At 60.5% G+C, this 22,712-nt stretch carries 25 protein-coding genes; 17 read left to right on the top strand and 8 right to left on the bottom strand.

Going from position 1 to position 22,712, the window contains the following annotated elements; genetic code table 11:
* The 5 genes from AC4FWB_RS32760 to AC4FWB_RS32780 form a co-directional block, all read left to right on the top strand.
* Positions 1 to 1,805, top strand: a 1,805-nt coding sequence (locus tag AC4FWB_RS32760; protein WP_491030372.1) for a calcium-binding protein, incomplete at its 5' end; no start/stop codon positions are given.
* Positions 1,806 to 1,877: 72 nt separating this feature from the next.
* Positions 1,878 to 2,246, top strand: a complete 369-nt coding sequence (locus tag AC4FWB_RS32765; protein ID WP_491030373.1) for a hypothetical protein — start codon at positions 1,878 to 1,880, stop codon at positions 2,244 to 2,246.
* A gap of 132 nt (positions 2,247 to 2,378) precedes the next feature.
* Positions 2,379 to 3,593 carry an ABC transporter substrate-binding protein gene (locus AC4FWB_RS32770; RefSeq protein ID WP_491030374.1) on the top strand — a complete coding sequence of 405 codons (1,215 nt, stop codon included), beginning with the start codon at positions 2,379 to 2,381 and terminating at the stop codon, positions 3,591 to 3,593.
* A 21-nt stretch (positions 3,594 to 3,614) separates the two neighbouring features.
* On the top strand, positions 3,615 to 3,794 hold the full coding sequence (locus AC4FWB_RS32775) for a hypothetical protein (protein ID WP_491030375.1): 180 nt from the start codon (positions 3,615 to 3,617) through the stop codon (positions 3,792 to 3,794).
* Positions 3,779 to 4,786 carry a phosphatase PAP2 family protein gene (locus tag AC4FWB_RS32780; protein WP_491030376.1) on the top strand — a complete coding sequence of 336 codons (1,008 nt, stop codon included), beginning with the start codon at positions 3,779 to 3,781 and terminating at the stop codon, positions 4,784 to 4,786. Before AC4FWB_RS32775 ends, AC4FWB_RS32780 begins: the two co-directional genes overlap by 16 nt.
* Positions 4,787 to 4,794: 8 nt before the next feature.
* Here the strand turns inward: AC4FWB_RS32780 and AC4FWB_RS32785 are convergent, their stop codons facing one another.
* From AC4FWB_RS32785 to AC4FWB_RS32815, 7 genes are read right to left on the bottom strand one after another with little or no spacing between them, the layout of a single operon-like run.
* The gene (locus AC4FWB_RS32785; RefSeq protein WP_491030377.1) at positions 4,795 to 5,895 is read right to left on the bottom strand and encodes a phosphatase PAP2 family protein; all 1,101 of its coding nucleotides are present in this window, start codon (positions 5,893 to 5,895) and stop codon (positions 4,795 to 4,797) included.
* Positions 5,895 to 6,935 (bottom strand): phosphatase PAP2 family protein, encoded by a 1,041-nt coding sequence (locus tag AC4FWB_RS32790; RefSeq protein WP_491030378.1) that lies wholly within the window; start codon positions 6,933 to 6,935, stop codon positions 5,895 to 5,897. The genes AC4FWB_RS32785 and AC4FWB_RS32790 overlap by 1 nt, the downstream gene beginning before the upstream one ends.
* 24 nt (positions 6,936 to 6,959) lie before the next feature.
* The gene (locus tag AC4FWB_RS32795; protein WP_491030379.1) at positions 6,960 to 7,505 is read right to left on the bottom strand and encodes an A24 family peptidase; all 546 of its coding nucleotides are present in this window, start codon (positions 7,503 to 7,505) and stop codon (positions 6,960 to 6,962) included.
* Positions 7,502 to 8,053: a tetratricopeptide repeat protein gene (locus AC4FWB_RS32800; protein ID WP_491030380.1), complete on the bottom strand. Its 552-nt coding sequence runs from the start codon at positions 8,051 to 8,053 to the stop codon at positions 7,502 to 7,504. The genes AC4FWB_RS32795 and AC4FWB_RS32800 overlap by 4 nt, the downstream gene beginning before the upstream one ends.
* 54 nt (positions 8,054 to 8,107) lie before the next feature.
* The gene (locus AC4FWB_RS32805) at positions 8,108 to 9,064 is read right to left on the bottom strand and encodes a type II secretion system F family protein (protein WP_491030381.1); all 957 of its coding nucleotides are present in this window, start codon (positions 9,062 to 9,064) and stop codon (positions 8,108 to 8,110) included.
* Between the two features lie 8 nt (positions 9,065 to 9,072).
* Entirely contained in the window at positions 9,073 to 10,044 is a 972-nt protein-coding gene (locus AC4FWB_RS32810) for a type II secretion system F family protein (RefSeq protein ID WP_491030382.1), read from the bottom strand.
* On the bottom strand, positions 10,044 to 11,429 hold the full coding sequence (locus tag AC4FWB_RS32815; RefSeq protein WP_491030383.1) for a TadA family conjugal transfer-associated ATPase: 1,386 nt from the start codon (positions 11,427 to 11,429) through the stop codon (positions 10,044 to 10,046). Before AC4FWB_RS32815 ends, AC4FWB_RS32810 begins: the two co-directional genes overlap by 1 nt.
* 496 nt (positions 11,430 to 11,925) lie before the next feature.
* Between AC4FWB_RS32815 and AC4FWB_RS32820 the strand changes: the two genes are divergently transcribed.
* From AC4FWB_RS32820 to AC4FWB_RS32865, 10 genes are all read left to right on the top strand, one after another.
* Complete coding sequence (locus AC4FWB_RS32820; RefSeq protein WP_192245351.1) at positions 11,926 to 12,138, top strand: Flp family type IVb pilin; 213 nt, start codon at positions 11,926 to 11,928, stop codon at positions 12,136 to 12,138.
* 94 nt (positions 12,139 to 12,232) lie between these two features.
* Positions 12,233 to 13,267 (top strand): Flp pilus assembly protein CpaB, encoded by a 1,035-nt coding sequence (gene cpaB, locus AC4FWB_RS32825; RefSeq protein WP_491030384.1) that lies wholly within the window; start codon positions 12,233 to 12,235, stop codon positions 13,265 to 13,267.
* A gap of 70 nt (positions 13,268 to 13,337) precedes the next feature.
* Positions 13,338 to 14,774 (top strand): type II and III secretion system protein family protein, encoded by a 1,437-nt coding sequence (locus AC4FWB_RS32830; RefSeq protein ID WP_491030385.1) that lies wholly within the window; start codon positions 13,338 to 13,340, stop codon positions 14,772 to 14,774.
* On the top strand, positions 14,761 to 15,048 hold the full coding sequence (locus AC4FWB_RS32835) for a hypothetical protein (RefSeq protein WP_491030386.1): 288 nt from the start codon (positions 14,761 to 14,763) through the stop codon (positions 15,046 to 15,048). The genes AC4FWB_RS32830 and AC4FWB_RS32835 overlap by 14 nt, the downstream gene beginning before the upstream one ends.
* A gap of 69 nt (positions 15,049 to 15,117) precedes the next feature.
* Positions 15,118 to 16,653 (top strand): TadE/TadG family type IV pilus assembly protein, encoded by a 1,536-nt coding sequence (locus AC4FWB_RS32840; RefSeq protein ID WP_491030387.1) that lies wholly within the window; start codon positions 15,118 to 15,120, stop codon positions 16,651 to 16,653.
* A 5-nt stretch (positions 16,654 to 16,658) separates the two neighbouring features.
* A complete protein-coding gene (locus tag AC4FWB_RS32845) occupies positions 16,659 to 17,156 on the top strand; it encodes a TadE/TadG family type IV pilus assembly protein (protein WP_491030388.1) in 498 nt (165 codons plus the stop codon).
* Complete coding sequence (locus AC4FWB_RS32850; protein ID WP_491030389.1) at positions 17,150 to 17,785, top strand: TadE/TadG family type IV pilus assembly protein; 636 nt, start codon at positions 17,150 to 17,152, stop codon at positions 17,783 to 17,785. Before AC4FWB_RS32845 ends, AC4FWB_RS32850 begins: the two co-directional genes overlap by 7 nt.
* Positions 17,782 to 18,945, top strand: a complete 1,164-nt coding sequence (locus tag AC4FWB_RS32855) for a CpaE/TadZ family protein (RefSeq protein ID WP_491030390.1) — start codon at positions 17,782 to 17,784, stop codon at positions 18,943 to 18,945. Before AC4FWB_RS32850 ends, AC4FWB_RS32855 begins: the two co-directional genes overlap by 4 nt.
* Complete coding sequence (locus tag AC4FWB_RS32860; protein ID WP_491030391.1) at positions 18,932 to 19,522, top strand: L,D-transpeptidase; 591 nt, start codon at positions 18,932 to 18,934, stop codon at positions 19,520 to 19,522. The genes AC4FWB_RS32855 and AC4FWB_RS32860 overlap by 14 nt, the downstream gene beginning before the upstream one ends.
* Entirely contained in the window at positions 19,519 to 20,079 is a 561-nt protein-coding gene (locus tag AC4FWB_RS32865) for a hypothetical protein (RefSeq protein WP_491030392.1), read from the top strand. The genes AC4FWB_RS32860 and AC4FWB_RS32865 overlap by 4 nt, the downstream gene beginning before the upstream one ends.
* A gap of 48 nt (positions 20,080 to 20,127) precedes the next feature.
* Here AC4FWB_RS32865 and AC4FWB_RS32870 read toward each other — a convergent pair whose 3' ends face one another.
* Positions 20,128 to 20,664: a hypothetical protein gene (locus AC4FWB_RS32870; RefSeq protein WP_491030393.1), complete on the bottom strand. Its 537-nt coding sequence runs from the start codon at positions 20,662 to 20,664 to the stop codon at positions 20,128 to 20,130.
* Positions 20,665 to 20,793: 129 nt separating this feature from the next.
* Here AC4FWB_RS32870 and AC4FWB_RS32875 point away from each other — a divergent pair, with 129 nt between their 5' ends.
* Together AC4FWB_RS32875 and AC4FWB_RS32880 are read left to right on the top strand one after the other, a co-directional pair.
* Positions 20,794 to 21,498: a thermonuclease family protein gene (locus AC4FWB_RS32875; protein WP_491030394.1), complete on the top strand. Its 705-nt coding sequence runs from the start codon at positions 20,794 to 20,796 to the stop codon at positions 21,496 to 21,498.
* Positions 21,499 to 21,791: 293 nt separating this feature from the next.
* Positions 21,792 to 22,538, top strand: coding sequence for a GGDEF domain-containing protein (locus AC4FWB_RS32880; protein ID WP_491030395.1), 747 nt, complete (start codon positions 21,792 to 21,794; stop codon positions 22,536 to 22,538).
* The last annotated feature ends 174 nt before the right edge of the window (positions 22,539 to 22,712 follow it).

The raw sequence follows: 22,712 nt of genomic DNA on the forward strand, positions 1-22,712 counted from the left end.
TGGGCAACGGCCTGGTCAACCTGACGGCGACCGCGCTCACCACCGACGGCGACGGCGACACGGCAACCAACAGCGCGACCATCGACCTTGGCGGCAACGTCCGCTTCGCCGATGACGGCCCGTCGGTTCATGACAAGACGGACCTCTACTTCGCCAACAGCGGAACCGTCAGCGGAACCGGCGTGTTCGACTACGCCATCGGGGCTGACGGCCATACCACGTACAGCAGCCTCAATTCCGACTTTGCGGCGATTACGCTGACCGGCACGGTGGCCGGGAGCGCAATCACCTCGCCGACCGTAACCTGGGCTTCGGAGACCTCGACGACAGCTGTCTTCAACGTCAGCTTCAGCTATCTCACAGGCGGGACGTCGACGGCGGAAACCGGCACCATTACCTTCGACAAGGTCAACGGCACCTATACGGTCGACCTCGCCGACCCGATCAGCTCCGTGACCGTGCTGACAACGAGCGGAGCAAGCGCTTTCGACGGCTACAATTCAGACGGTTCGTCGGATACCAGCGGGCCGGCGGCCGTCGTGGTAGCGGAGTTGGACACCAACTTCTTCGTCCAGTTCACCGCCGACAAACCGACCTCGGGTGGCAGTGGTGTGCCGCTGACGGCGACCGGAGCCCCCGGCAGCGCCACAGCGTATGCCGCAGGCGATCTCTTCCACGCCGCCGATACAGAGGTGTTTGCCAACAATGCCAATGTCGGCACCGGCAGCGGCACGATTCAGCGCGGCGAAGTCGTCGACATGAATTTCTATACCTCTGATCCCGGAGCGAATACCAACAACGCCGCAGATGCCCAGGTATCGTCGGTCTATTTCAAAGTTGAGCAGCTGGGATCCACAGAGGATTTTGTCGTCATCCTCAAGCTTCTGGATCCTGACACCAACCAGATCACGACGCGAGCCGTTGTGGTCGACCACGAAGATATCTATCTGGCGAGTCAGAGCAATCCCTACAACATCAACTATGGTAGTGCCGACGGCGTCGTCATCATCGAGAGCAATGACTACAACGTCAATCCTGGCGAAAACTACGTCATTACCGGGATGCAATTGCTGACCTCGACCGAAGGTATCACCGGCTCCGGAATCAATTTGAACAAGGATACCGGCGACACAGGTGGCTCGAGCGGCACGGAAGCCTTTACGAGCGACAACGACGTGATCAAGTTCACCGACATCGGTTTCGTCACGGCGACCACTACTCCGCAAAATGCCGATCTGACCTTCAACGTCACCTTAAAGGATGCTGATGGCGATACGTCACCGGCACAGCAACTCGATGTTCACGTCGTCAACGGCGTTACCTATACCGGCACGGCGGATGCCGAGACCATGCAGGGTACGGCCAATGACGACACGCTGAACGGCAACGGGGGCAACGACATCCTGCAAGGATTTGCAGGGGACGACACGCTCAACGGCGGCGACGGTAACGACATCCTGATCGGCGGTCTCGGCCATGACACGCTCACCGGCGGCACCGGCGCCGATACGTTCAAGCTCGATCATCTCGAAGTGAATATCAAGGATCTCATCATCGACTACAACAAAGGCGAAGGAGATCAGATCGACCTGACTGCGTTGTTCGACAAACCGGACGCCGGCAACATCGCCGACTATGTGCACTACGACACCAGCACCAAGACGCTGAGCGTAGACACCGACGGTTTGGGCAATGCGGCCAATTTCGTGGATGTCGCCGTGCTGCAGAACGGGCCGACCACCACCGGCACGATCAATATCCTTTACGACGACACGAACCACGTACAGCATACAGCCACGATTTAGTGCTTATGCGCGGGCGCGCTCCCGTGCTATGCATTAGCGAACCATGAATTGGTAATTTGGAGAGGGACTTACATGAAGCGTGGTGCAAGACTTCTGGCTTCGGCCACGGCGCTGCTTTTGGCCGGATCGACGGGCTTTGCCGCCGACATCATCGGCGAGCCGGCGGTGAATTATTGCCGCACCGTCGGCACGTCGGACCTGGTGCTCACCGACAACATGGTCGAGCTCAAGGATCGGGTGGTGAAGCTGATGGACGAGTCCATCGCCGTCGCCAACAGCCCGGAATGGATCAACTCGTCGCGCCCCGCCTTCGTCTGGGCATCGGAAGCCAAGGTCGCCTGCGGCAAGGCCTACGGCTACCTGAAGACGAACTACAAGGACGAGGACTACCTCAACAAGTGCGAGTGCTTCCACGACCGCATGGTCGAGTACATGCACTGAGCTGACGGTCGAACGCTGCGCCGACCGGCCGCGATGATGGTCATAAGAGCCTGGGCGGAGGCGGTTGTCTGCGCGTGCCCGGCGCCGGCTGACGCGTGTGCCGGCGCCGCTTGGCATTTCCGGCGGCGTCGTTTGCGGGTCTTACCGCTGCGCGCTTTTCTGACGTCCGCATTTGTCGTTGTCGCGGCCGCCTCCGGTTGCCAGTCGAAGAACGGCGCATCGGCGGTGCTGGATCCCTCGGCGATCGCCGCGCCCGGCAGCCCTGCCGCCGCGCCGGTGCAGCAGACCGGCGCCGCTGCTGCAAGCGCCGCGCCGAAGGGAGATCTGACGCTCGGCACTGGCACGACGAAGATAACGATGCTTTTGCCGCTCTCGGCCTCCGGCAGTGCCGGCGAGAACGGCAGGAAGATGTATGACGCCGCGCGGCTCGCGATGACCGACCTCGGCGACAAGCTGGTGACGCTGACGATCGAGGACACGCGCGGCGACAGCGGCTACGCCAAGGATCTGGCGGTGAAGGCAATCACCTCGGGCGGCGCGAAGGCCGTCATCGGCCCGGCAGAGCTTGGCGCCGCGCAGCACCTTGCCAAGCTCTCCGGCACGCAGCGGCCGCCGGTGCTGGCGCTGGCCGACAATTTCGCCGGCGGCCCGGGCGTCTACTCGGTGCGCCTCAGCGAGGCCGACAGCGCGGCCGCGGGCGCCGCCGCAGTCGCCGGCAAGGGCGCCAAGAAATTCGTGCTGATGGTGCCGGCGGGCGCGAATTCCAGCGCCATCGAGGCCAGGGTCGGCAACGCGCTCAGCATCTACGGCGCGACGCTCGCCGTGACAGTTCCCTATTCGGCGTCGGACGGCGCGAAGGCGGTGTCCGACATGGGCTCGCTGGTGGAGGCGCCCGACGCCGTCGTCGTCGCCAGCGGCGATGGCAGCCCGACGGCCGTGCTGGCGGCGCTGAAGGCGAAGGGCATTCCGGGCAAGGCCGTGAGCCTGATCGGCACCGACCGCTGGCTCGAGCGCCCAATCGACCCGCTCTATGAGGGCGCCTACATCGCGACGCTCGACCAGGGCGAGACCGGACCGATCGCCGACCGTTTCAAGGCGACCTACAATTATCAGCCCGACGTCAACGTAGCCTACGCCTACGACATGGTGGCGCTGTCGGCGGGAATTGCGAGCTCGGTCGGCCCGAACGGCTTTTCCAAGCAGGTGCTGGAGAATACCAGCGGCTTCCGCGGCTCGACCGGCCTGTTCCGCTTCCGCGCCGACGGCTCGAGCCAAAGATCGATGCCGTTTTTCAAGGTGGAAAAGGGCAAGCTGAAGCTGGTGGAGAAGCAGACGGCGGGGTTTTGATTTCACTGGGGTGGTGGGTCGTTGGATTTTCTTAGAAAGCTTCTCATTTTGGCTGTCGTCGCCGCGGTGGGGGCTGGTGCCGTAGCGCTCATCGAACGCCTGATGTTTGAAGACCCGAGACCAGCCGTATCTGGCGAACCGCCGCCTCTGTCCACCATCAAGAAAAAGCCGGTGCGGCAATGGAAATGGCGCCTGACATAGCTGCCGAACGATCCCGGTTCTCAGCCTCGGCAAAGCTCGCGGTGTTTTGCCTGTGCTATGCCGGGCTCGCTGCCTATCTCTATCCCGACACCTATTTTGCCGCGCTTGGCACGTCCAGGCTAAGACTGCTCTATCTGTTGCTGCCCTTCCTGATACTGATCGGATTGGCCGTTGCGGCAATCATCAGCCAGCCACGCGCCCCCGCCAGCTGGCTGCGGTACAAGCTGGCGTCGCGGGGCGTCGGTGCGACAACCACACTTGGAATTTTCATACTTTGCTTGGCCGCGTTCACTGCGTTCAAGCACGAACTCTCGCAGATGGTGCCGTTCTTTGCCGACCAAATCCTGGCAAGGATCGACGCCGACCTGCATTTCGGCGATCCATGGAGATGGGCGCGCGCCCTGCCAATTCCAAACGTCGCTGATCGAGCGCTCTACATCCTCTATTCGCAGCTTTGGTTCGTTTTGCTTGCCACGGTCGTCGTCGTCGCAGCCTGGCTCGACGACGCATCAAAGCGCCAGCGCTACTTCCTGTCGCTCATCACTACCGCGGTCGTTCTGGGCGTGGCCGTGAGACTGGCGGCATCATCGGCCGGACCGATCTTTTACGACCGCCTGTTCGATCCGGATATGTTTGGGGATCTTATCCAATCGCTCAAAGCAAGCGATGCTGGACCAGACACGCTTCTCATCACCGATTACCTTTATTCGTCTTATACGAACCACAAAGCCTCGATAGGGACAGGCATTTCAGCGATGCCGAGCTTCCACGTCGCCATCGCCGTGCTAAACGCACTTTTCCTTTCGAGCTTGAATCGGTGGGTCGGCGCCGCAGCGTGGGTTTACGCGGGCGTGATCCTCTTCGGCTCCGTATATTTCGGCTGGCACTATGCCATTGATGGTTATTTCTCGATCATCGCGATCGCGGTGATATGGCGCTACAGCGGGCGGTACATCGGAGATGGCACGAACCCTTCGAGCGACGTGCTCTGAAGGCCGGGTCAGCCGAAATCGAAACCGGATCTCGCACTTCCTTCCGTAGCCGTGCCTGGATCCTTTGATAGCCGCCCCGCGAGAACCCAGATGATCGGCGTCGCCAGCATAGAGGCGTAGCCGTCGATGGCGTAGTGCCAAGCCAAGTGCACGGCGCCCAATTGGATGGCGATCAGGAAGATGACGCCAGCCCAGCGCAGAACCGCACCAAAGCGCCACAGATAGATCGCGTTGAGCGTCGCCACAGCGACATGGAGCGAGGGGAAGGCGGATATGCCACTGCCCAGGCGAGGACCATCAAGGGCGGCGTTGGCAAGAAGAATCCCCTGTGCGTGGAGAGCCCACACGGGATAGACGGTGTTTGTCGCCTGAAGATAATCCATCAATGGGACGAACGTATCATCGCCATAGAAGGGCATGATGAAGGCAGGTCCGACCGAAGCAAAAATGGTCGCTACGGCGTTCCCCAGAAGCACCCAGGTCAGGACAAACGCCACCAGATATTGCGACCGAAGACGCTTATTGCCTGTCGAGAACGTGACGCAAAACAGTACGATAAGCATCACCACGAACCAAAGATTGTAGAGAAAGTTCAGGGAGAAGGTCAGCGGCCCGGCTCCGAGGAGAGGGTGCAATATCCTCCAGGCGTCCTGGCCGCCATGGATCATCCTGTCGATGGCGACAATCGTGGAGTCGGCATAGAAGGGCACTATTCTGCTGAGGCCGCCCTTCATGCTGGTGAAAAGAGAAAAGAAGACAGGCAAGGTCAGGGCAACCGGCAAACCTATGACGAGCCGGTTGGGCAAGTCATTTTCCAACAAACGACGGACCAGACCAGGAAACAGTCGTTCCGGCCGTTCAAGCATGACCCGCGTCGCGACGATGGCAAAGAGGACAAACGCTACTCCGCCCCCGAATAGCAGGAATGGTTCGCTGTAGATCTGAGGATCGAGTGGAATTTGCCAATAGGTCGCAGCAAAGGCGACCGCCACTGCGTAAGCCGCCACTGTCACGAAGAATGGCCGGTTGGCGTGCCAGGCCTCCGAACAGACATGTGCAAGACCGACCATCGGCATCTTCGGAGTTCTTGAGAAGAGCTTGGCGATCATCAAGCCTCTGGGCGCGGGCAGTTTCTCGACAGCCAACCGGCGGCGGCCCAGATGGCGGATGTTGCAAGGATTGAAACATATCCATCGACAGCATAGTGCCAGCCCAGATGCACCGATCCCAGCTGGATAGCGACTAGAAACCCGATGCTGCCCCACCGCAGCACGCCGCCAAAACGCCAGAGATAGATCGCGTTCAAAGTCGCGGTAGCGACATGAACCGACGGAAAAGCCGAAATGCCGCTGCCCAGGCGGGGGCCATCAAGCCCGGCATTCGTCAGCAGATAGCTTTGCGTACCCAGTGCCGAAACGGGATAGGTGATATCGGTCGCCTTAAGGTAGTCCATCAGGGGAGAAAACGTACCGTCGGCGTAGAAGGGCATAACGAATGCCGGTCCGACTGAAGCGAAGGCTGCCGCCAAAGCGTTGCCAAGCAACACCCAAGTGAGGACAAACGCGACCAAAAACTGGGAACGCAGCCGCTCGTTCCTGGTGGAAAAAACGACGCAAAACAAAACGATGAAAACCTCAGCGAACCAGAGATTGTAGAGAACGTTCAGCGAGAAAGTAACAGGGCCAAAGCCAAGCATAGGATGAAGAAATCTCCAGGCATCGGTCCCGCCATGAATTGCCCTGTCGATCGCGGTCAGGGCCGCGTCGGCATAGAATGGTTGAATCTTGCTGATGCCTCCCTTGATGCTGGTGAACACCGAGAAAAAGATCGGGAGGACGAGTGCAACCGGCAATCCAACTATAATTCGGTCCGCCAGCCTGTTAGAAAGCATAAGATCCTTGATGGCGCGCAGCGGTTGCACTGGCCGCTCAATGATCAACCGACCGGAAAGCGCGACAACAAGAATCAGAGTTACTACAGACCCAAAAAACAAAAAATTTTTATTGTAGAGTTTTACGTCAATGACAATTTTCCAATGCGCCGCAGCGATCAGCGCGATAAGAATATAGGCAATTACCGTCACGAAGAATGGTTGATTGGCGCGCCACGCCGCCGAACTGCTGCGAACCGCCAGCCTCGCTATTGACATCGAAGCACCCCCCGGACCTAAACGCTAGTTAAGCTGCTGCAGTACCCCGGAGCTGCTGGCCAGCATCACACCGCCATAGATCTGGAATAGGATTGCGCAGATCGCGGCAGCCGAGATCGGCACGCCGAATGGCACGACACCTTTCCTGTCCATGTGCTGAACGTAGAGACGGAACGCGCCCGCCGGCAGGAGAAAGGGATTCTTGACCAATGCCGCGGTCGCCAGCGCGAAGATCAGCAGGAAAATCGTGAACACGACAAGGCCGTTTCCGCCAATCAGAAGCGGCACGGCCGCCATCAGCTTCACGTCGCCGGCGCCGAGCTTCCGTAGGACCCAAAATGGAAACAGCGCCACGAACAGCAGAACACAGCCGATCGCGCTCAGGCCCATGTCCCACCATGATCCGGTCTGCACGGATACGAGTTGGAGCGAACCGAGACCGAGGCATATCAGCAGCAGCACGTCACGATTGGCAATCTTCTGCGTCGTGAAATCGGTCCAGGCGATCTTGCCGAGAAGCGGGATGGCCAGCGCCCTCAGCAAGAGCGATGCGGCGAGCAAAAGGCTCATGACCGCTCTATGTTCTGCACGCTGGACGACAGGAGCTTCAAATTGTTGGTCACGGTCGGATCGTTGGGCGCGAGCTCGTAAGCCTTGAGGAAATTCGTACGCGCCTCCTGCAGCTTGCCGCGCAGCAGATAGGAGTAGCCGACATTGTTGTAGTACTCCGGAGTCGCTCCGAGCAGCCTGTAGGCCCGGCTATAGGCCATATCGGAAAGATCGAAGCGACGGATACGGTCGCAGGAGGCGGCAAGGCCCAGCCAGGCGACGCCATCATTGGGCGCCAATCGTGTCGCCTTATAGAACAGGGCGCCGGCGTTGCCGTAATTCTCGGAACGGAATTGTGTCTTGGCCTCGGTGACCGCCTGGTCCGAAGCATAGTAGTCGACGTCGCTGATCGTCTTCAGCCCATCGAAGGTGTCGCCGAAAGCCGTGTAGTCGCCCTTCGCGGGCTCGTTGGTGCGCACGACGCCGCTGGTGGTGGCGGCCGACTGGCAACCGGCGAGCATGACCAGAAGCACACCGGCTGCGGCGGCGAGGCGCGTCGGCTTTATCATTTTGTGCCCCAAGGAGCCCTCCGACTCAATTTTAGAACCTAATCATACGACGGATCAGAAGAAAATGCCCTTCATGCGAATGATGACCGGTAGCATGATCACCATCATCACTACAGGGAAAATGCAAAGCCCCAGTGGAATCATCATTTTGACGGGCAAAGAATTGGCGCGCTCTTCCGCCTGGAGAATACGCTGGTCGCGCATCTCGGCGCTATAGACGCGCAAAGCGTCCGTCAGGCTGGTGCCGAGCTCTTCCGACTGCCGGAAGAGTACCGCCAAGGCCTTTGCCTCCTCCAAGCCGATGCGATCTGCCAACTCGCGAAGCGCCTCGCGCAGCGGCTTGCCCGCACGCAGTTGCAGATTCATGATCGAGAGCTGGATGCCCAGCCATTTATGGGTCCCCGCGAGTTCGTGGCTGACCCGCTCGACCGCTGCCTCCAGGCTCATGCCCGCATCGGCGCAGGTGATCATCATGTCCATGAAATCGGGAAAGGCGCGACGATAGATCTGCTTCTGCGTGTTCTCGAAGCGATCCAGCATGATGCTCGGTATGACGACGCAAGCCAGGCCGAGCAGCGCGGAGCCGGCCAAAGCAATGAAACCGGGCAGCCGCGGGGGCACTACCCAGGACAGGAGCGCATACATGATCAGAAAGCCTGCACACACACAGGCGAGGCGACTAAGCGTGTAAATTAAAGGCGCACTCTTCTGATAGAAACCAGCGCGGAACAGCTTCGCCTCAAGCGCGTCCGGCTGCATGTGTTCCTTTTCAACCGCCTTGAAATAGGCATCGATCGGCTTCTGCGCTGCGAGCCTGGCGCGCTGATCCTGGCCGAGAATGGATCGCGGGTCGACTGAAACCTCGCCCAAAAGGCTGTCCGAAACTAGCTTCCGGGTCTGCATTGCGGGCATGAGAACCAGTGCTGCGAACAGGAACAATGCCACCGCCGCCGCAAAAACGGCGAGGGAGACCAGAAAGGTCAGGTCGTTCATATTCGAAAGCAGGCCCATGGTCACTCCTAGAAGTCGAAATTGACCATGCGATACATAATGTAGTCGCCAAGCAACGCCCACCCGCCGAAGACGGTGAACACCGGAAAGATGATCGGACTATGCCAAATCTTTCCATAATACGACGGCGCAATGACCTGCAATATCAAGAACATTGCAACCGGGAACAGCGAGATAACCCATGCGGAGACTCGCCCTTCAGCCGAGAGAGCCCTGATCTTCATCCGCAACTTTTGCCGTTCGCGAAGCACGGACGAAAGATTGGCGAGTATCTCGGTGAGGTTGCCGCCGGTTTTCGATTGGATCGACAGGGAAACCGTCAGCAAATGCAGTCCCTCGAAACCCACTCGTTCCGACAGCTTTCTTACCGCCTGCTCCATGCTGAGCCCGAAGGTGATTTCGTCAGCGACGATGCCGAATTCCGTTCCGAGCGGGTCCGGCATCTCACGAGCGACGAGACCTATGGCAACAGAGGCAGGGTGCCCAGCGCGCAGGGAACGAACAATCATGTCCAGGGCATCGGGAAGTTGCTTGGCGAACTTCTGGATTCGCTTGCTGCGGGCGCGCCGAAGGACAAGAAGGGGCAGCGCGAAACCCACGACCAAAAAAGCGATCGCCGCTGCGGCAAGCGAGAAGCCGAAAAGCAGTGTCAGCATCAGCGCAATCACCAATCCGGCAAGCAGGAACACCGCGGCAAAAATCAGCGGATTCCCGGTGATTCCGGACTGGGTATAGAGCCGGTTGAGCCACACGAAGCCATAGACAAAGTCTCCGGATTCGGTCAGGCCGCGTTCACGCAATAAGCTTTTCAACGTCTTTTCCGCCGGCGCTTCATCAGCCAGGCGGCGGATCCTGTGATTGACTGCGGCGAAACGTGAGCGCCGACCGGCCAGCGAAAGATAGAAGGCTTCGCCGGCAAGAATGACGGAAGCCGCTGCAACGGCGTAGATAAAATAGACAAGCGCCTGTCCAGTCAGCATCACAAGGCAACCTGCGGGTTGAATGCATCCTTGCCAAAATGGAGACCAAGCGTGGCGGCCTCGGAAGCGAACCGCGGACGAACCCCGGTCGCCCGAAACTCCCCTATGATCGATCCGTCGGCGGCCACTTCGCGTCTCATAAAGTGATAGATTTCCTGCAACTGGACGACATTGCCTTCCATACCCGTCAGCTCCGAGATGGAGACCACACGCCGACCGCCATCGGAAAGTCGTTGCGTCTGCACGATGATGTCGATGGCGGAGGCGATCTGAGCGCGGATGGACTCATGAGTCATCGGCATACCGGCCATGCCGACCATCTGCTCCAGGCGCGATATGGCATCGCGCGGCGTGTTGGCGTGGATCGTCGTCATCGAGCCTTCGTGGCCGGTGTTCATGGCTTGCAGCATGTCGAAGGCTTCCTCGCCGCGCACCTCGCCGACGATGATGCGGTCCGGCCGCATGCGCAGCGCGTTCTTGACCAATTCGCGCTGGCGGACTTCGCCCTTGCCCTCGACATTGGGCGGCCGCGTTTCCAGCCGGCCGACATGCGGCTGCTGCAATTGCAGCTCCGCGGCGTCCTCGATGGTGACCAGGCGCTCTTTGGCTGGGATATAGCTCGACAACGCGTTGAGCAGCGTCGTCTTGCCGCTGCCGGTGCCGCCCGAGACCAGGATCGACTTGCGCGCCTGCACGGCAATCCGCAGCATGTCGATCATCGGCTGGCGGATCGAATTGAATGCCATCAAGCGTTCGAGCGAATAGGGATTTTTGGAGAATTTTCGGATCGACACCAGCGGGCCGTCAACCGAGATCGGCCGCACCGCGATGTTGACGCGCGAGCCGTCGTCGAGACGCGCATCGACCATTGGCGACGACTCATCGACGCGCCGGCCGATGTTCGAGACGATCTTGTTGATGACGCGCAAAAGATGCGGCTCGTCGCGAAAACGGATCGAGGTCTCCTCGATCACGCCGCGGCGCTCGATGAAGACGCGTTCATGCGTGTTTATCATTATGTCGGTGATCGAGTCGTCCTTGAGCAGCGGCTCGATCGGGCCCAGGCCCAACATCTCGTCCGCCGTATCGCTGGTCAGCTGATCGAGCTCGCGCGCATTGAGCGGAACATTTCGCCCGCGCACGAATTCACGCACGATCGGCCGGATCTCGTTGAGGATCTCGTCCTTCGTGGCATTCTCAAGAGCGGCCAGGTTGAAGCGGTCGATAAGATGGCGATGCAGCTCGACTTTGAGCGTCAGGAAATCGTCACTTTGCGGTTCGGCTTCCGCAACAGGGGCAACTGCCGGTCCATTTGCCGCTGTGACAACTGCGGTCGGCGGCGGCACGCGCTGCTCTCCCGACCCTTTGATGAAGCGACCCAACATGCCGCCGAACCCCTTCTGATTTCCCCGACATCGAAACTAAGCGTTAACCACGAGGGGCACAAGCGGCGTAGAGGACACACTGGAGGTATTACTTGCGACATAGTTAAGAAATAGAGAGTTCGGAAATCGTTTTATTTTGTCTTACCCTATGCTCGCAGACCAAAGTCCTAGGACCTTTGTCACCGCATCGGCGAGCGCGCTCCTAACCTTCTTAATATAAATGCATATGTCATTCTCCTAATGTGTACCTTTGCGGGCACGGGCGTGGCCGAATTGTGAATGAATGGTTAAGATCGCTTGAAAAACGAAGCGAATCAAGCTGTTGTGAAAAATCAGAAATCTTCGAATCGAGTATTCAAAGGTTAACGGACTGTTAATCCGTTTGACTCGGCATTTTTGTGGGACAAGGATTGAACGTGACGGGGGATGCTTGGGTATGGGGTTCATTCCTTGGCTCTGTCTCGTCGGGTTCAAACCTCCAAAGGGAGAAATTGGCATGAAAAAGCTCATGACGATGACCCGGCAGTTCCGCGACGACGAAAACGGCGCTGCTATGGTCGAATACTCGATCCTGATCGGCATCATCGCGGTTGCAGCGATCGGCTTCATCATCGGCATCGGCGGGTGGGTGACGGGTCGCTTCTCGGGCCTGTGCAGCGCCATGGACAACTCAGGTATTGGCTCCTGCGCCAGCGGTGCGGGTTCTTGATCGTTTGAAGAAATCAGGCCCGGATTGTGCAATCCGGGCCTGAACTTAGCGGTGGCGGGGGCGTATCCCGCTTTATTGGCATGGGGCTTGGGTTATGCGCGCCAATACACTCATCATGATCGTTCTCGCCGGCATCTTCGGTGTGCTGGCGGTCGTCCTCGTCAACATGTGGCTGGCGGGCCAGCGCAATGCGCTGGCGCAATCCAACAGCGTGCAAGTAGGCAGCATTGTGGTCGCGGCAATGCCGCTGAAATTCGGCGACACGCTGAGCGCCGACAAGTTGCGCGAAATTGCCTGGCCGGCTGGGGCTGTGCCCGCTGGTGCGTTCAAGACGGTCAAGGACGCTTTGGCCGGCAACGGTGTGCGGCAAGCCTTGCAGACGATAAGCGTCAACGAACCGGTCCTGGCCAGCAAGATCACTGGCGCCGGACAGCGCGCTACCCTCTCGGCCGTGCTCGCCGAAGGCATGAAGGCCGTTTCCATCCGCGTGAACGATGTTCTTGGCGTCGCAGGATTTGTCTTCCCCGGCGACCGCGTTGATATTCTCCTGACCCGCACCGTGCGCAGCGATCAAGGCGCCGACAAAAGTTTCGTCGACGTGCTGCTGCAAAGCGTGAAGGTGCTTGCCGTCGATCAGGTCGCCGACGAGAGCAAGGAAAATCCGCAAGTGGTGAAGGCTGTGACTGTCGAAGTCAGCACCAAGGATGCGCAGAAGCTGACGCTAGCCGCCGGCGCCGGTCAGCTGTCGCTGGCGCTTCGCCAGACCGCGGCCAACAAGGGCGAGACGACGGAGAGAGTCACACTTGCAGACCTGACCGGCGATACGCCGGAGGATGTTGCCAAGAGGCAGGCCGAGCTCGAGCGGCAGAAGGCTGCAGACGCCGCGGCCGCCGAAGAGCGCAAGCGCGCCAACGAGAAGATTGATGGCTTGGCCCAGGCCGTGGAACGGGTCGGAAGCCAGATAGATCAATTGAGCAAGGTGAAGCCCACTGTGGCACCAGCACCACAACCGCAAGAAGTTGTAAAGGAAGTGGTCAAATATGTGCAGCCGGAGCCGCCAGCACGGGCTACAATCGGCGTATTTCGCGGCGTGAAGCTCGAAACATACGACGTGCCGCGACAGAAATAGCGAAAGGCGCATTCGGATAGGGGGATCCGGGTGGGTCCGCTGGGATGGATCCGCAAGGGGGACGATCTAGATGCGAATTTTTCGGGGATCACTGGCCGCCGCCGCTCTGGCCTGGTCCTGTATTGTGTTGCCGTTGAGCCCTGCGGTTCATGCCGCCGACCGCTTCATTGACGTGTCAAGCCCGTCGCTGCACCGCGTGTTCGTGCCCGTTTCCCAATCCGCCACGATCCAGGTCAACGCAACGCTCGGCGATATCGTCGTTGGGGACGAAAAGATCGCCGATGCCCAGCCGATGACCGACAAGACGCTCTACATCATCGGCAAAAGCGTCGGCACGACCACGGTCAATCTGTTTTCCGAGGACAAGCGCTCGCTGGGCGCCATCCAGATCGAGGTCGGCCAGGATGTCAGCGACATGGCGGCCGCGATCCGCCAGGTGGCGCCGCGGGCGCGCATCGAGATCGGCTCGATCAACGGCAAGGTTCGGCTGAGCGGCCACGTCAAGGACGCCGCGACGCTGGCATCCATCGTGGAGGTGACACAGCAATATGGCCCGGACGCCATCATCAACGCCGTCACCATCGATGACAGCGAACAGGTCAATCTGTCGGTGCGCATCCTGGAGGCCAAGCGCAATGCCGGGCGCGATCTCGGCGTGTCGTTCAGGAGCAGGGACAGCAATGCAACTAAGTTTGGAACGGGCATCGCTGCTACCACTCCAGACGGAGTAGACCCTGGTACCCTGGTATCGGGTCTGCTGTCGAAATCCAATCCTTTCGCGACACTGATCACCCAGATCATCGACAGCAACATCAAAGTCGACTTAATCATCGAGGCGCTGGAGTCGAAGGGCGTCGTGCGCACGTTGGCCGAACCGAACCTCACCACGGTTTCCGGCGAGACGGCCAGCTTCAATGCTGGTGGTGAGGTGCCTATCCGCAGCGTTAACGCGCAGGGTGAAGTCGAAATCGTATTCAAGCAGTTCGGCGTCAACCTGAACTTCACTCCGGTGGTGCTGGACGATGGTAAGATCCATATCAAGCTGGCCCCTGAGGTGAGCGACCTGACCGGCTTCACCACAGCCGGCGACCCAATCTTCACCAACCGCAAGCTGGCGACTGTGGTCGATCTGCGCGACGGACAGAGCTTCGCCGTGGGCGGCCTGCTCTCCAGCAAGAACACCAGGCTGCAGGATCAGGTGCCGTGGCTCGGCCAGGTGCCGATCATCGGCGCACTGTTCCACAATTCGAGCACGCAGAAGGAAGAGACCGAGTTGGTCGTGATCGTCACGCCGCATCTCGTGCGGCCGGTGAAACCCGGCGAGCAGTTGGCGACACCGTTCGACAAGACGAAGCCCGCCAACGATCCGGAACTCATGCTGCTCGGCCAGCTCGAAGTCAGCAAGGACATGATCCGGAAATACGAGCACGGCGACGGCGTCACCGGCCCTTACGGCCACATGCTGGATGTGAAATCGAAGGACAAGCTGGTCTATGTCAAGAAATAAGCTCCTGCTCGTCCTTCTCGGCTCCAGCCTGCTTGCGGGCTGCGCGGCGGACTATTTGAACAATTACGACACGATGACGCTGGCCGCCGGCGACTCGCAGAGGGCAAACCAGTTGCTGCAGACGGTCGACCCGTACAATCCGGCTTCCAACAACACCAAGATCGAAGGCAATGGCGCGCGGTCCGTCGGCGTCGTTCAGAGGTACAAGTTCCCGCCGGCGCCGGCGCCAACGACAAACATGACAGTGAATGTCGGCCCAGCCGGCACGCAGTGAATTAAGCAGAAGGATGCGGTGCGTCAGGCGAGCGAGGACGCCTGGCACGAATGGAACAGAGAGTAGATCATGTTGAGGACCATTCGTGAATTCTGGGACGATCAACGCGGCATAGCGATGATCCTAGTCGCCATCATGCTGCCGGTGCTTGTCGGCTTTGCATTGGTGACTATCGACATGAGCCGGGCCACTGGGCTGCACAACGACCTGCAGAAAGGTGTGGATGCGCTGGCGCTTGCCGCAGCGGCGGAGCTCGACGGCAGAGCGGATAGCATCACGAGGGCCAACAGGGCCGTCACCAATCTCCTTACCAACAACAGGACGCTGTTTTCGACATCAGGCGATCACCAACTCGCCCTAGCCGACGTAACGGTAAAATATCTGACTGGAATACCGGCTAGCGACAACACGCGGCTAAGTGCAGCCGGTGTCGATTCGAACGGCGTGAGCTGGGCCAGCACGGATCCGAAGGCTGTGTCATTCGCGGAAGTGACGGTGAACCCTTCAGGCCTGGCTGACGGTGCGGGCGCCTTCGCGACGATTTTTCCAGCCAGGTTCCTGGGTGCCAGCGACACCATGGACATCGATCCCCAGGCGGTGGCCGGCTTCACCCAGGATATCTGCGAGACCGTGCCGGTCTTTATGTGCAACCCGTTCGAAACGACCACGCCAGCGACCAGTAAGACAATACAGCAGGCCTTCGCGACAGGCGACACCTATAGCCGCGAATTCCATATTCTGCAGACCAGCAACGATCCGGGGCCCGGCAACTTCGGCCTACTCGACAATAGCCTGCAGTCGCTGCGCGATGCCATTGCGTTGGGCACCGCAGGCACCTGCTACAATCGCAACGCACTCACCACCAAGACCGGTGTTACATTGGGCCAGGTCAATACCGGGCTCAATGTCCGCTTTGACATCTACAGCGCGTCGCTCAACAAGCAGAAAAATAATTGGGACTATCGGCCGGCGAGCAACGTCCGCAAGGGGCAGAAAAAGAATACCTGCAACAAGTATGACCCCGTGACGGACAATCCACCCTCGGCGCTGCCTCTCCCTCCCGGAGTCTGGGATGCGGGCAACATTGCCTATTCGCAGAAGATCACCAATGCGTCTTCGTTTTATCAACAGTATTGGAACGTGAATCACAAGGGCGCATTGGTCCCGAGCATCCCAAGCACGAGTTACCCGGCCGGGGATACAGGTCAACCCGCATCCCGATACGATGTCTACAAATATGAGATCCAAAACGGCAAAGTTACTGACCCATCAAATAATCCGACCAATGAAGTCGGCACGCCGCAGTGCTTCAACAACGGCAAGCCGCCGAACCCGCCATCCGACCCCGATCGCCGGTTGCTAAACTTGGCTGTCATCGACTGCCTTGCCAGCGCTACTGCCATCCGTGGCCACACATCGGTAAAGGCGGATGGCTACGCAAGTATCTTCCTGATCACCCCGATCACTAAGGTGAACAGCAACGATAGCGACGAGGGTACGGGTGCTGAAAAACCGATCAGTTTCGAGATCGTCGATGTCGACGGCCCCCTCGGCAACGGCTCGCTCGACAAGGCTCTCCGGAACGAAGCACAACTCTACCGGTGAGTCCCATGACCAAGCTCGGCCACATCATCCAACTGTTCCGGCGCGACGAGGACGGCACAGCCTTGGTCGAAATGGCGATCGTCGCACCGTTCGTGTTTCTGTTGTCAGCTGGCGTATTCGAGTTCTCCAATATCCTGAATACGCGTCTGCTGCTTGAGGCCGGCGTCGAGGATGCGGCTCGCTACATGGCGCGCTGCAGCGGCGATTGGGACACTTGCAAGGGGCTGGCGCAAAAGCTTGCGGCCTATGGCGCGGTTGACGGCACCAGCGCCAGGGTGACCGGTTGGCTTCCCACAGAAGTCATAATTACAAAGACATTCACCGCGGCGGTCGATAAGACTACCACACCCCCCACCGAGATCTATCTCAGCAGCAAGGACACCGTCGACATAGTGACGGTCAGCACGTCGTATACATATCCCGATCTCGGATTCTGGTCCTATCTCGGCTTTGGTGACTTCACTCTCAGCGTGGCACATCAGGAGCGTGTCTTCGGATGGTGACGCCGCGCAACTCGTTTTGGAACTGCCAGTCTGGGGCGGCGATGATCGAAGCGGCAATCGCAATGCCGTTGCTGTTGACCCTGCTGCTTGGCTTCGTCGACTTTGGCTACGCTTTCTATCAATGGAACGCGGCGAACAAAGCGGTGCAGGCGGGCGCGCGGCTGGCGCGAATTTCCGCTCCCGTTGCCAGCGGACTCTCATCCGAGACGTTGACGCAAAGCGACCTGACCAAAGTCGGTACCGCGGTGCCGGCAAATACTTACAACTACATCTGCACCGCCGATAGCGCCGGAGTTGCCTCTTGCACCTGCGGAACAGGTGCCACATGCCAAAACCTCACTGTGAGCCAGGCCGCCTTCGACCTGATCTTCAGTGGCAGCACCACCCGTGCCGGGATGCAGACTTTCTTGCCGCTGCTGAAGAAGTCCGAAGTTCAGATTCAGTACCAGGCATCCGGTCTTGGCTACTGGACGCGTCCTGGCGGTCCGGTGCCGACCATCACGGTCAGCATCGTCAACCATCAATTCCAGTTCTTCTTCCTGGGCGCATTGCTCGGGCTTGGCAATATGACCATGCCTTCCATGCTGAGTACAGTAACGGGTGAAGATTTAAAGAGTACCTCGCCATGAACGCCATCGACACCAGAGTGCTGCCTACCAAGCGCAAGCAGGTCGCCCTGTTTTCTTCCGATCCGAATTTCAGGCGCGACGTCACAACCCGGCTCGATGCGCTGGCGATCTATGACGTCAAGGTTTCGGAAGCGGTCGAGTTCCTCAAGGGACCGCCGGTCGATGCGCGGCCGGGCATCATCATCCTCGATCTCGGCAATGGCGAATTGCTCGGCAACAATGCGCTCGTCGAGGCGCGCTCGACCTGGGCGTCGGTGCCGCTGATCGCGGTTTCGGGCGAGCTGACGTCGGAGCAGACGCGCGTGCTGGTGCGCATGAACGCGTCAGACTGGCTGCACAAGCCGCTCGACGCCAAGGAGCTGCTCAACGCCGTCACCTTCCACGACACCGGCAACCAGGGCACCAAGAGCCGCATCGTCACCTTTATCGCCGCCAGCGGCGGCGCCGGCGCCACGACGCTGGCGATCTCGGCGGCCGAGCATCTGGCCTCGAAATCGGCCGAGCGGGCGGCCTCGACCTGCCTCGTCGACCTCGACTTCCAGAGCGCCAATTGCGGCGCCTATCTCAACCAGTTCAACCAGTTCGACCTTGCCGGCATCATCGGCCAGCCCGACCGGCTCGATGTCGAACTGATGGACGTCATCAAGCTCTCGCGGCCGTCCGGCCTCACGCTCTATTCCTTCGAGCGGCCGCAATTGCCGTTCGAGCCGCAAGGCGCCGATTTCGTCTTCCGGCTGCTCGACCTCGTCGCCTACCGCTTCGACGACATCGTCATCGACCTGCCGAACATCGAGACGCCGTGGCACAATTCGGTGCTGCAGACGAGCGACGAGATCTTCATCGTCTTCGAGCTCAATGTCGCCTCGCTTCGGCAAGGCAAGCGGCTCTACAAGAAGATCCGCGAATTGCGCGGCAACGCCGTCTCGATCACGCTGGTCGCCAACAAGCACAAGCGCAAATGGTTCGGCAATCACTTCTCGCGCAGCGAGCTGGAGAAGATCTTCAAGGCGCCGCACATCAAGTCGCTGGCGCTCGACAACGCGCTGCTCGCCGACGCGCTGAACCGCGCCATCCTGCCCTCCGAGGTGGACGGGCGGGCCCGCTTCAACAAGGACCTGAAGCGCATGTTCAAGGAGCGGCTGGACAATGCCCAGCGCTAGGCGCCCGATCACCGCGCGTGTCGCCGCCGCCTACCTGGCCGGCGCCTGCCTGATCGGCATTGCGTCGATGTCGGCCTGCGATCTCGCCGCGGCCGGATCGGGGCTGCCGCCGCTTCCCGCCATGGGACCCAGCCTGCGCAAGACGGTCGCCTTTGAGACCGGCGAGCAGCCGGGAACGATCATCATCCGCAAGAACGAGAAGGCGCTCTATCTGGTGACCGGCCAGGGCCAGGCGCTGCGCTACCAGATTAGCGTCGGCCGCGACGGCTTCGACTGGACCGGCACGGTCAAGGTCGCGGCCAAGACCGAATGGCCGGAATGGCGCCCGCCCAAGGAGATGCGCGCCCGCCAGCCGGAACTGCCGGCGATGGTGCCCGCGGGTCCCTACAATCCGCTCGGCGCCAGGGCGCTTTATCTCGCGCGCGACGGGCGCGACACGCTCTATCGCATCCATGGCACCAACGATCCCAAGGGTGTCGGCTTTGACGGCACGTCCGGTTGCTTTAGACTGACGAACACAGATGTGATCGATCTCTTCAAGCGCGTCGCGGTGGGCGCAAAGGTGGTGGTTGAATGACGATGATCAGCGTACCGGACGTTCCGGCAATCGAGCTCGGCGAACAGGAAAAAGCGCCGGGCAGGCCGAACCGGGCGAGAACCATCGGCGTCGTCATGGCGGGTGCCGCGCTCGTCACCTTCGTCAACGTGACCGCCGCCATCTACCTCTATCGCGGCGTCAACGACCTTCGGGCGATAGAGGCGCGGCTCGACCAGCTCGGCCAGTTCGAGCAGCGGATCGGCGCCCGCATCGATACGGTCAATAACGGCTTCCAAAGCCGGTTCGAGACGCTGGACCGGCAGTTGCAGGCGAGCTTCGGCCGGATCAACGGCAATATTGCCCGGCTGGAACAGGGCCAGCCCGCGGCCGCCGACGCCGGGATGCCCCGCGCGCCCGAGCCATCCGCGTTTTCTGGCACGACGGTGGCGGAAGCGTCAGCAGTTGAAAACCCCGCCGAGCCGGGCTCCGTCGGCGCCTCGCCGACGTTCAAGCAGAAGGTCTCGCCTGGACCCAATCCGTCCTATCAGCGCATCCAGCAGGCCGACGGCAAGGTCTATTACAAGAAGATCAACTGACGCGGCACCGGGCGATAACGCAAGGGACTTCAGCCAGAAGCCGGCGGCTTAGAGATCGCGCTGCAGCGCCAAAATCCGGACGGCGCGGGCTTCGGCGCGCAGCCTTGCCTCGCGCAGGAAGGCGACATGGCAATAGGCGCAGGCCGCAAGGCCGAGGCACAGCACCAGGCTGTTCTTCCAGCTGAAGTCGATCGCCAACGAGAATTGAAAGCCGCGCGGCGCGGTGAAGGTGGCAATCGTGCTCGCCGTTTCCGAATGGCTGCCGGCCGCGATCATCAGCCCGGCGAACAGCAGGGCGGCATGGTTGGCGAGGAAGAAGCCGGCGGATCTCTTCGCCTGGCAGGCCATCCAGCAGGCGGCCGAGGCGGCGAGGATGATGGCGGCGTCAAGGCTCATCGAGCCGCCGAGGTAGAAATCCACCTGCTGCCAGAACATCGTCGAGAAGGGCCGCAGCTCGAGCCAGATTCGCCACATGGCGGGGCTGGCGGAATACGATCCGAGAAGGAACGTCGCCGTCCGCTCCGCCGCCAGCAGGAACAGCATGAGGGCCGGGAAGGCAAAGAAGAGTGTCGGCTTGCGCGTCATGTCATCCCCTCGACGTCCGATGCCGAGTGTAGGTCGCATTGGTTGCACGAGACTTAACGCAACGCCTTGCTTTTCAAGCAATGTCGCCAGCGCCTAATGTATGATCCGGTGAAACGACGAGGCGCGCTTGTGGGCGAGGTGAAATCGACCGGCCGGCTTGCCACGACGCTGGGCAGCCTCGGGCTGGTCGCCGGCGCGCTGCTGATCGCCGGGTCCAGGCACCGGCTGGCGAGCGAGCCTCCCTCATATCCGCCGGCCCAGGAGATAAGCGAAGCGCGGCCCGCCCCTCCCGTCCCCACTGATGACATGCGGCCCGGCCAGCCGGCGCGCAGGGTAGCCGAGGATCTCATCGCGCCGCCGCCGCTCGACGCGTCGGGCATAGAGCGCATCGAGCCCCGCCCCCCGCTCGGCGAGCTTGGCCTCGCCCCGCCGCCGAAGACGCCGATGCCGCAGGACTGGCGCGAGACGCTGCTTTATCGCCCGGTCGCCACTTCGTCGGCGGCCTTCGAAGCCATGGGACGAAAGGTGGTCATCAGCGGGACCGTCGATATCGACCCCGGCAGGACCTGCGCGTTCGGCGATGCCGTCTGGCCCTGCGGGCAGCGCGCCCGCGCCGCCTTCAACGCCTGGCTACGCGGCCGGGCGCTCAAATGTGTCCTGCCGCCCGATGGCGACCGTTTCGCCATCGCCGCGCCCTGCGCGCTCGGCAAACAGGATGTCGGCGCCTGGCTGGTTGCCAATGGCTGGGCCATGGCGTCGGCCTCGGGCATTTACGGTAAGGCCGAATCCGTGGCCAGGGGCGCCGAAATGGGCATCTTCGGCCCGCCGCAATAGAGCATTCCAGGAGAAATGCCTAAAGCGCGTCGCGCTGAAACGGATTCAGGCGACGCGCTTTAAGTTCGGGATTGCGTAAAAACGGAATGGTTAAAGCCGTTCAGCGATCCTACCAAACGCTGACCTGTTTTTAGCGACCGAATCAAATCATCGAAGCGAGAAACCGGGCCGCAACCACTGGCGAGCGCGCATCAGGGAGAAAGACGCTGATTTCCTTCAAATTGTAGACCTCGCTGGAACGGAAATCGTAACACACCGTCTTTAAGCCAATGCGTCCAACAGGAGATTGGCCAGTGAGCACAGAAACCGAGATCGCACCGGCAAAGGCATGGAAGCATGTCCTTTGGCTGTCCCTGCTGGGTACGGCCGGCTGCGTCGCCCTGTCGCTCGGCCTGAACTATCTGCTCCTATTCAGCGACGCGTTGACGCCATTCGGCCGCAGTGTCGTCACCGCGACGGTCGTGCCCATCGTCATCGGCCTGCCGCTCTTTGCCCTGCTCGGCTGGAGAGAGAGCGAGCTCCGCCGCTACCGGCAGGAACTCACCAGATCCGGCACCTACGACCGGCTGACCGGCTGCCTCAACGGGGCGGTGTTCACGTCGATGGTCGACAGAAGGGCGGCGAGGCCATCCGGGCCGCGTTCGGGCGCCTTCCTGGTCATCCACCCGGAACATCTTGCATCGATCAACTTGCGCTTCGGTCTCGGCTGGGGCGACGAAGCGTTGCGTCTCATCGCCTCGGCTATCCGATCCTCGGTGCGCAAGGACGATCTGATCGGCCGTCTCGGAAACTCGATGTTCGGCGTTTTCCTCCCCGGCGCGACGAAGCAGGACGCCAAGGAGATCGGCGAACGCGTTCGAGAAGCGGTCGGACAGATTTATTTCGCGCCGAAAGGCGACAAGGACGTGCTTGCCATCCGCGTCGGCGGCGTTGTCTTCGAGCATGAACTGGCGTTCGAGGACATGTTCCGGTCAGCGGAGGAACTCCTGTTGGAGGCTCAGGACGAGACTGACCTGGCGTTGTCGCATATCAACAACTGAACCGCCGAGCGGAACCCAGCGACCTGCTCGGGCGACAATTCCGGTATCTCTAGCTGTGGGCTTTCAGAAGGTTGTCCATTCGGACCTGACCGAGGAGACTGGAGTTACCACGCTTCAGATTCGCCGGAGGGTCCGAATGAACATCCATAAGAATGCCCGTCTCACGCCGCTGCG

The sequence above is a fragment of the Mesorhizobium sp. LEGMi-168a genome, from assembly GCF_058312955.1.

Excerpts from the sequence above, each read along its gene's own strand:
- AC4FWB_RS32765 (WP_491030373.1), top strand. The coding sequence starts at position 1,878 with ATGAAGCGTGGTGCAAGACTTCTGGCTTCGGCCACGGCGCTGCTTTTG.
- AC4FWB_RS32780 (WP_491030376.1), top strand. The coding sequence starts at position 3,779 with ATGGCGCCTGACATAGCTGCCGAACGATCCCGGTTCTCAGCCTCGGCA.
- AC4FWB_RS32785 (WP_491030377.1), bottom strand. The coding sequence starts at position 5,895 with ATGATCGCCAAGCTCTTCTCAAGAACTCCGAAGATGCCGATGGTCGGT.
- AC4FWB_RS32790 (WP_491030378.1), bottom strand. The coding sequence starts at position 6,935 with ATGTCAATAGCGAGGCTGGCGGTTCGCAGCAGTTCGGCGGCGTGGCGC.
- AC4FWB_RS32795 (WP_491030379.1), bottom strand. The coding sequence starts at position 7,505 with ATGAGCCTTTTGCTCGCCGCATCGCTCTTGCTGAGGGCGCTGGCCATC.
- AC4FWB_RS32800 (WP_491030380.1), bottom strand. The coding sequence starts at position 8,053 with ATGATAAAGCCGACGCGCCTCGCCGCCGCAGCCGGTGTGCTTCTGGTC.
- AC4FWB_RS32805 (WP_491030381.1), bottom strand. The coding sequence starts at position 9,064 with ATGGGCCTGCTTTCGAATATGAACGACCTGACCTTTCTGGTCTCCCTC.
- AC4FWB_RS32810 (WP_491030382.1), bottom strand. The coding sequence starts at position 10,044 with ATGCTGACTGGACAGGCGCTTGTCTATTTTATCTACGCCGTTGCAGCG.
- AC4FWB_RS32815 (WP_491030383.1), bottom strand. The coding sequence starts at position 11,429 with ATGTTGGGTCGCTTCATCAAAGGGTCGGGAGAGCAGCGCGTGCCGCCG.
- AC4FWB_RS32820 (WP_192245351.1), top strand. The coding sequence starts at position 11,926 with ATGAAAAAGCTCATGACGATGACCCGGCAGTTCCGCGACGACGAAAAC.
- cpaB (WP_491030384.1), top strand. The coding sequence starts at position 12,233 with ATGCGCGCCAATACACTCATCATGATCGTTCTCGCCGGCATCTTCGGT.
- AC4FWB_RS32830 (WP_491030385.1), top strand. The coding sequence starts at position 13,338 with ATGCGAATTTTTCGGGGATCACTGGCCGCCGCCGCTCTGGCCTGGTCC.
- AC4FWB_RS32835 (WP_491030386.1), top strand. The coding sequence starts at position 14,761 with ATGTCAAGAAATAAGCTCCTGCTCGTCCTTCTCGGCTCCAGCCTGCTT.
- AC4FWB_RS32840 (WP_491030387.1), top strand. The coding sequence starts at position 15,118 with ATGTTGAGGACCATTCGTGAATTCTGGGACGATCAACGCGGCATAGCG.
- AC4FWB_RS32845 (WP_491030388.1), top strand. The coding sequence starts at position 16,659 with ATGACCAAGCTCGGCCACATCATCCAACTGTTCCGGCGCGACGAGGAC.
- AC4FWB_RS32850 (WP_491030389.1), top strand. The coding sequence starts at position 17,150 with ATGGTGACGCCGCGCAACTCGTTTTGGAACTGCCAGTCTGGGGCGGCG.
- AC4FWB_RS32855 (WP_491030390.1), top strand. The coding sequence starts at position 17,782 with ATGAACGCCATCGACACCAGAGTGCTGCCTACCAAGCGCAAGCAGGTC.
- AC4FWB_RS32860 (WP_491030391.1), top strand. The coding sequence starts at position 18,932 with ATGCCCAGCGCTAGGCGCCCGATCACCGCGCGTGTCGCCGCCGCCTAC.
- AC4FWB_RS32865 (WP_491030392.1), top strand. The coding sequence starts at position 19,519 with ATGACGATGATCAGCGTACCGGACGTTCCGGCAATCGAGCTCGGCGAA.
- AC4FWB_RS32870 (WP_491030393.1), bottom strand. The coding sequence starts at position 20,664 with ATGACGCGCAAGCCGACACTCTTCTTTGCCTTCCCGGCCCTCATGCTG.